This window comes from Streptomyces solicavernae (assembly GCF_029968095.1).
Taxonomy (GTDB): Bacteria; Actinomycetota; Actinomycetes; order Streptomycetales; family Streptomycetaceae; genus Streptomyces; species Streptomyces solicavernae.
On the sequence record NZ_JASCIR010000049.1, the window covers coordinates 20,957 to 27,832 of the forward strand.

7 protein-coding genes are annotated in these 6,876 nt (G+C 71.8%); 5 read left to right on the top strand and 2 right to left on the bottom strand.

The features are described from left to right. Window positions 1-166: 166 nt before the first annotated feature. The 4 genes from QIS99_RS30285 to QIS99_RS30300 all read left to right on the top strand — a co-directional run bounded on the left by QIS99_RS30285 (window position 167) and on the right by QIS99_RS30300 (window position 4,345). The gene (locus QIS99_RS30285) at window positions 167-1,306 is read left to right on the top strand and encodes a 5-(carboxyamino)imidazole ribonucleotide synthase (protein WP_282516932.1); all 1,140 of its coding nucleotides are present in this window, start codon (window positions 167-169) and stop codon (window positions 1,304-1,306) included. Next, a complete protein-coding gene (purE, locus tag QIS99_RS30290; RefSeq protein ID WP_282516933.1) occupies window positions 1,303-1,839 on the top strand; it encodes a 5-(carboxyamino)imidazole ribonucleotide mutase in 537 nt (178 codons plus the stop codon). Before QIS99_RS30285 ends, purE begins: the two co-directional genes overlap by 4 nt. A gap of 45 nt (window positions 1,840-1,884) precedes the next feature. Then, a complete protein-coding gene (locus tag QIS99_RS30295) occupies window positions 1,885-3,075 on the top strand; it encodes a dipeptidase (RefSeq protein WP_282516934.1) in 1,191 nt (396 codons plus the stop codon). A 139-nt stretch (window positions 3,076-3,214) separates the two neighbouring features. Further along, a complete protein-coding gene (locus QIS99_RS30300) occupies window positions 3,215-4,345 on the top strand; it encodes a dipeptidase (RefSeq protein WP_282516935.1) in 1,131 nt (376 codons plus the stop codon). A 9-nt stretch (window positions 4,346-4,354) separates the two neighbouring features. On the opposite strand, the gene QIS99_RS30305 is transcribed toward QIS99_RS30300, so the two are convergent. After that, a complete protein-coding gene (locus QIS99_RS30305; RefSeq protein ID WP_282516936.1) occupies window positions 4,355-4,726 on the bottom strand; it encodes a VOC family protein in 372 nt (123 codons plus the stop codon). 88 nt (window positions 4,727-4,814) lie between these two features. On the opposite strand from QIS99_RS30305, the gene QIS99_RS30310 reads away from it, so the two are divergent. Further along, on the top strand, window positions 4,815-5,330 hold the full coding sequence (locus QIS99_RS30310; protein ID WP_282516937.1) for a CGNR zinc finger domain-containing protein: 516 nt from the start codon (window positions 4,815-4,817) through the stop codon (window positions 5,328-5,330). Between the two features lie 12 nt (window positions 5,331-5,342). Here QIS99_RS30310 and QIS99_RS30315 read toward each other — a convergent pair whose 3' ends face one another. Continuing rightward, entirely contained in the window at window positions 5,343-6,668 is a 1,326-nt protein-coding gene (locus tag QIS99_RS30315; protein WP_282516938.1) for a UDP-glucose dehydrogenase family protein, read from the bottom strand. Between the last annotated feature and the right edge of the window lie 208 nt (window positions 6,669-6,876).

Below are 6,876 nucleotides of genomic sequence, written 5' to 3' on the forward strand. Positions count from 1 at the left end.
CCGGTGCCTGGCCTGTGGAAAACGTGGAACGGCCAGGTGACGCGCGTAGCCCTTGCACTCACGGGAGCTACGGGCGGTACGGGCGGTGCGGGAGCGGGTCGGCTGTGAGATGTGACGCAGGACTCGTGGGTCTCTACGTATCCCAGGGCCCCGTACCCTGGAGGATGTGACGTTCCCGGTAGTCGGCATGGTCGGCGGAGGGCAGCTCGCGCGTATGACGCACGAAGCAGGCATCCCGCTCGGCATCAGGTTCAAGCTCCTCAGTGACACTCCCCAGGACTCGGCGGCCCAGGTCGTGAGCGATGTCGTGATCGGCGACTATCGCGATCTGGACACGCTGCGTGAGTTCGCTCGCGGTTGTGACGTGATCACCTTCGATCACGAGCACGTACCCACCGAGCATCTGCGCGCCCTGGAGGCGGACGGGATTCCCGTGCGCCCCGGCCCGGATGCGCTGGTGCACGCCCAGGACAAGGGCGTGATGCGGGCGAGGCTCGACGCGCTCGGCGCCCCGTGTCCACGCCATCGCATCGTGACGGACCCCGAAGACGTCGTGGCGTTCGCCGAGGAGGGCGAGGGTTTCCCCGTCATCCTCAAGACGGTCCGCGGCGGGTATGACGGCAAGGGCGTGTGGTTCGTGCGTTCGGCCGAAGAAGCGGCGGACCCCTTCAAGGCGGGCGTCCCGGTCCTCGCCGAGGAGAAGGTCGCGTTCGTACGCGAGCTCGCGGCCAACGTGGTCCGCTCCCCGCACGGCCAGGCCGTGGCGTACCCGGTGGTCGAGTCCCAGCAGGTCGACGGCGTGTGCGACACGGTGATCGCGCCCGCGCCCGGGCTCTCCGAGGAGCTGGCGGGCCGCGCCCAGGAGCTGGCCCTGCGGATCGCCGACGAGCTCGGTGTGGTGGGCCACCTCGCCGTCGAGCTGTTCGAGACGGAGGACGGCAGCGTCCTGGTCAACGAACTCGCCATGCGCCCGCACAACTCCGGGCACTGGACCCAGGACGGCGCGGTCACCTCCCAGTTCGCCAACCATGTGCGCGCGGTCCTCGACCTGCCGCTCGGCGACCCGCGCCCGCGCGCGCAGTGGACGGTCATGGCCAACGTCCTCGGCGGCGACTACCCGGACATGTACCAGGCGTACCTGCACTGCATGGCCCGCGACCCGCAGCTCAAGATCCACATGTACGGCAAGGACGTGAAGCCGGGCCGCAAGGTGGGCCACGTCAACACCTACGGCGACGACCTGGACGACGTGCTGGAGCGCGCCCGTCACGCAGCCGGTTATCTCAGGGGAACGATCACCGAATGAGCACCACGGTTCAGCCCGTCGTCGGCATCGTCATGGGCTCCGACTCCGACTGGCCGGTCATGGAGAACGCCGCGAAGGCCCTCGACGAGTTCGAGATCCCGTACGAGGTCGACGTGGTCTCCGCGCACCGCATGCCGCGCGAGATGGTGGCGTACGGCGAGGACGCGGCGGAGCGCGGCCTCAAGGCGATCATCGCGGGCGCGGGCGGCGCGGCCCATCTGCCGGGCATGCTCGCCTCGGTGACCCCGCTGCCGGTGATCGGTGTGCCGGTGCCGCTCAAGTACCTGGACGGCATGGACTCGCTGCTGTCCATCGTGCAGATGCCGGCGGGCGTGCCGGTGGCCACGGTCTCGGTCGGCGGCGCGCGCAACGCGGGCCTGCTCGCGGCCCGCATCCTCGCCGCCCACGACCCCGAACTGCTCGCCCGCATGCGGGAGTTCCAGCAGGAGCTCAACGACCAGGCGACGGAGAAGGGCAAGCGGCTGCGGGCGAAGGCCGAGGGCGCGGGGGCCGGTTTCGGGTTCGCGGGCTGAAGCAGCGGCCCTCCATTCAGCCGCCTCCGGCGGGACAATGCCCGCATGGCTACCGACCACCTGCAAGCCGCCCGTGCCCTCCTCGCGGAGCACCCCGTCGCCGACGGTCACAACGACCTCCCCTGGGCGCTCCGCGAGAAGGTCCGCTACGACATCGACCGTCTGGACATCGCCGCCGACCAGACCGGCAACCTGCACACCGACCTCGCCCGGCTCCGCGCCGGCGGCGTCGGCGCGCAGTTCTGGTCGGTGTACGTACGCACCGACCTGACCGGTGACGCCGCGGTCAGCGCGACCCTCGAACAGATCGACTGCGTACGGCAGTTGCTCGACCGCCACCCGTCCGAGCTGCGCCGCGCCCTGACCGCCGCCGACATGGAGGCGGCGCGCGCCGAGGGCCGTATCGCCTCCCTGATGGGCGCCGAGGGCGGCCACTCCATCAACAACTCCCTCGCGACGCTGCGCGCCCTGCACACCCTGGGCGTGCGCTACATGACGCTCACCCACAACGACAACATCGCGTGGGCGGACTCGGCGACGGACGAGCCGGGCGTCGGCGGGCTCTCGCCCTTCGGCCACGAGGTCGTACGCGAGATGAACCGCATCGGCATGCTCGTGGACCTCTCGCACGTCGCGGCCACCACGATGCGCGCCGCCCTGGACACCTCGACGGCCCCGGTGATCTTCTCCCACTCGTCCTCGCGCGCGGTCTGCGACCATCCGCGCAACATCCCGGACGACGTACTGGAGCGGCTGCCCGGCAACGGCGGCGTCGCGATGGCCACGTTCGTGCCGAAGTTCGTCCTTCAGGCGGCCGTGGACTGGACGGCCGCCGCGGACGACAACATGCGGGCGCACGGCTTCCACCACCTGGACACCACGCCGGAGGCGATGAAGGTCCACGAGGCCTTCGAGGCGGCCGACCCCCGCCCGGTCGCGACCCCTTCGACGGTCGCCGACCACCTGGACCACATGCGCGAGGTGGCGGGCGTCGACCACATCGGCATCGGCGGCGACTACGACGGCACGGCCTTCACCCCGGACGGCCTGGACGACGTGTCCGGCTACCCGAACCTGATCGCCGAGCTGCTCTCCCGCGGCTGGTCCCGGGCCGACCTGGCCAAGCTGACCTGGCAGAACGCGGTGCGGGTGCTCGGCGCGGCCGAGGACGTGGCCCGGGACCTGGGCGCCCGCCGCGGCCCTTCGGTCGCGACCCTGGACCAGCTGGACGGCTGAGCGCCGGCGGGCATGGTTACGGACGTACGGGGTACGAGGGCGGCCGCGTACCCCGTACGTACCAATCATCGAGACCCCCCACCGCTCGCGTGCCACGGTTGGCGTACAGATCGCTGTACCAGTCAACCGGAGCCCCACCATGGCCGATCTTCAGGACGACGAGGACCTCCCCCTCGGAACCGGCGGTGCGGGTGCCCGCGCCGAGGAGCAGGCGGACGCGCAGGCGGAGCAGCCGCGGCCCGGCGCGCCCGAGCCCGCCGAGCGGGCCCGCGCGCTGCTCACCGAGCACCCCGTCGCCGACGGCCACAGCGGACTGCCCTGGGCGCTGTCCCGACTGACCTGGTACGACCTGGAGTTGGGCGACACCGCGCTGCAGACCGACCTGCCACGGCTCCGCGAGGGCGCGGTCGGCGCGATGTTCTGGTCACTGCGGTTGCCGCAGGCGTACGAGGGCAACCGGGCCGTGAGCGCCACGCTCGCCCTCATCGACCTCGCCGAGACCGTCGTCCGCGCCCACCCGGAGGGCCTGCGGCTCGCGCACACCGCGTCGCACACCGCCGACGCCCGCGCGCACGGCCGGATCGCGTGTCTGCTGGGCCCCGCGGCCGCCACCGCGATCGACGACTGCCTCGGCACGCTGCGCGCCCTGCACAAGCTGGGCGTCCGCAGCCTCACCATGTCCGGCACGCGCTGGGCGGGCGAGGCGGGTCTCAGCCGGTTCGGCGAGGAGGTGGTCCGCGAGATGAACCGCCTCGGTGTCCTCGCCGACCTCAGCGGCAGCTCGGCGGCGACGGTCCGGCACACCCTGGCCGTCTCCAAGGCCCCGGTGCTGTTCTCCCGCTCGGCGGCCCACGCGCTCACCCCGCACCCGGACAACGTCCCCGACGACCTGCTGGCCGCCCTGCGCGAGGGCGGCGGCCTGTGCCTGGTGCCGTGCACGGCGGCGCAGACCGGCCCGGCGCTGCGGGACGTGGCGGACCACCTGGACCATGTGCGGCGCGTGGCCGGGCCGGAGTGCGTCGGCATCTCCGGCATGTACGACACCGAGAGTGCCCTTCCGGACGGCCTGCAGGACACCTCCCGCTACCCGCAGCTCATCGCCGAACTCCTGGACCGCGGCTGGTCCGACACCGACGTGTCCCTCCTCACCTGGGGCAACGTCCAACGAGTCCTGCGCGAGGCGGACTTCACGGCGAAGGCGGCCCAGATCCGCCGCGCACCGTCGACGGCGACGCTGGACCGCCTGGACGGGGACGGCGCGGCCCCGTGAGGGGCACGCTCAGCACGCGCACAGGCAGAACGGATGCCCCGCCGGGTCCGCGTACACGCGCCAGCTCCGCGAGCGGTCCTCCGCGTCGAGCACCTTGGCGCCGAGTGCGAGCACCTGCTTCTCGGCGGTGTCCAGGTCGTCCACCGTCACGTCCAGGTGGAACTGCTGCGCGCCGCCCTCCGAGGGCCACGGCGGCGGTACGTAACCGGGCGCGGCCTGGAAGGCGAGGGCGCTGCCGCCGTGGTCCTCCAGGTCGACCCAGCTGTCGCCGTTCTCCTCCATCGGCTTGATCGTGCCGCCGACGAGTGCCGCGTAGAACTCGGCCAGGGCCAGGGGGTCGGGGCAGTCCAGGACGACGGCGCCGAGCTTGGCGATGGGCATGATCGAATCCCTCCGTAGGGTTACCGGTACCCGGCATCAATGGGTAACGGTTACCTCATGGTCCCGTAACGGAGGTAACGTCGCAACCATGAATGAGAAAGCGTCCGCCCCCGGGGCGCTGGATTTTGTGGCGGCGCTGGTCAACACCCTCGACGTGGCGACGGGCGTCGACTCCCTGGACACGGCGGACGGCCGCGAGAGGTTCGGGCTGCGCGCGGGGGAGCTGGACGAGGCCAGGGAGCTGCGCGAGGCGCTGCGCGCGGCCTGCCTGGCGCACGCGGGTCATCCGCCGCACCGTACGACCCGGCCGCTCTCCGAACTCCTCGCCGGGGCGCCGCTGTTGGTGGCGGTGGACGAGGCGGGCGCCGCGCGCCTGGAGCCGGCCGACCCGGCGCCGCTGGCCGCCCGGGTCGCGCACGCGCTCGCGCAGGCCGCGGCGGACGGCAGCTGGCTCCGCCTCAAGGCCTGCGAGGCGGAGGACTGCCTGGAGGCGTACTACGACCGCAGCCCGGCGGGGCGCCGGCGCTGGTGCTCGATGCAGGTGTGCGGGGCGCGGGCGAAGATGCGGACGTACCGAGCGAAATCCGGCCCCTCCGGTGAATGAATCCCCGCAGCGTTACGCGACCGGACGCCCCATGGCCCGGTAAGTCCACCCCGCCTCGCGCCAGCGGACCGGGTCCAGGGCATTGCGCCCGTCGAGGATCACCGCGCTGCCGACCGCCGCGCCCAGCTCGGCCGGGTTCAGCTCCCGGAACTCCCGCCACTCCGTCAGGTGCAGGACGACATCCGCGCCCCGCACCGCGTCGAGCGCCGACTCCGCGTATCCGAGCGTCGGGAAGACCTGGCGGGCGTTGGCCATGCCCTTCGGGTCGTAGACCGTGACCTGGCCGCCCTGGAGGTGGATCTGGCCGGCGACGTTCAGCGCGGGGGAGTCCCGTACGTCGTCGGAGTCCGGCTTGAACGTCGCGCCGAGGACCGCGACCCGCTTGCCGAGGAAGGAGCCGCCGCCGAGCGCCTCGCGGGCCAGCTCGACCATGTGGCCGCGGCGCCGCATGTTGATGGAGTCGACCTCGCGCAGGAACGTCAGGGCCTGGTCGGCGCCCAGCTCGCCGGCGCGGGCCATGAACGCCCGGATGTCCTTGGGCAGGCAGCCGCCGCCGAAGCCGATGCCTGCGCGCAGGAACTTGGCCCCGATCCGCTCGTCGTACCCGATCGCCTCGGCCAGCTTCACCACGTCGCCGCCCGCGGCCTCGCAGACCTCGGCCATCGCGTTGATGAAGGAGATCTTCGTGGCGAGGAAGGAGTTGGCGGAGGTCTTCACCAGCTCGGCCGTCGGGAAGTCCGTCACGACCAGCGGGGAGCCCTCCGCGATCGGCGTCGCGTACACCTCGCGCAGCAGCTTCTCCGCGCGCTCGCTCGCGACGCCCACCACGAGCCGGTCCGGGTGCAGGGTGTCCTGGACGGCGAAGCCCTCGCGCAGGAACTCCGGGTTCCAGGCCAGCTCGACGCCCTCCGGCAGCACCTCGCTCAGGCGGGCCGCCGAGCCCACCGGCACCGTCGACTTGCCGACGACCAGGGAGCCCTCGCGGGCCACCGGGGCGAGCGAGGCGAAGGCGGCGTCGACATAGCTCATGTCGCAGGCGTACTCCCCGTGCTTCTGCGGGGTGTTCACGCAGACGAAGTGCACGTCACCGAAGGCGCCGAGCTCCTCCCAGGAGGTGGTGAAGCGCAGCCGCCCGCTGGAGCCCTCGATGCCCGCGACGTGCTTGCGCAGCAGCTCCTCAAGGCCCGGCTCGTACATCGGTACGCGGCCCTGCGAGAGCAGTTCGATCTTCTCGGGGACGACATCGAGCCCGAGCACGTCGAAGCCCAGCTCAGCCATGGCCGCTGCGTGGGTGGCGCCGAGGTAACCGGTGCCGATCACGGTGATCTTGAGGGCCATGAAGCTGCTCCAGAGGGGTTACGGGGGAATGCGCTGCCCGAGCATAGTCCGGGCCGTGGCCGGGGACTGAGCCGCTGTCGGGATGCTGTCGGGAAGCTCACGTACCCCGATGGGGGGCAGGGCCCTAAAATCATGGTTACTTAACGGTAGTTAGCACTCTTGGGGAGTGAGAGATCTTGGCGGGTACGACGGATTCCTCGGCTTTTGA

Bases quoted from the DNA above. Each gene is read 5' to 3' on its own strand.
- purE (WP_282516933.1), top strand. From the start codon at position 1,303: ATGAGCACCACGGTTCAGCCCGTCGTCGGCATCGTCATGGGCTCCGAC.
- QIS99_RS30295 (WP_282516934.1), top strand. From the start codon at position 1,885: ATGGCTACCGACCACCTGCAAGCCGCCCGTGCCCTCCTCGCGGAGCAC.
- QIS99_RS30300 (WP_282516935.1), top strand. From the start codon at position 3,215: ATGGCCGATCTTCAGGACGACGAGGACCTCCCCCTCGGAACCGGCGGT.
- QIS99_RS30305 (WP_282516936.1), bottom strand. From the start codon at position 4,726: ATGCCCATCGCCAAGCTCGGCGCCGTCGTCCTGGACTGCCCCGACCCC.
- QIS99_RS30310 (WP_282516937.1), top strand. From the start codon at position 4,815: ATGAATGAGAAAGCGTCCGCCCCCGGGGCGCTGGATTTTGTGGCGGCG.
- QIS99_RS30315 (WP_282516938.1), bottom strand. From the start codon at position 6,668: ATGGCCCTCAAGATCACCGTGATCGGCACCGGTTACCTCGGCGCCACC.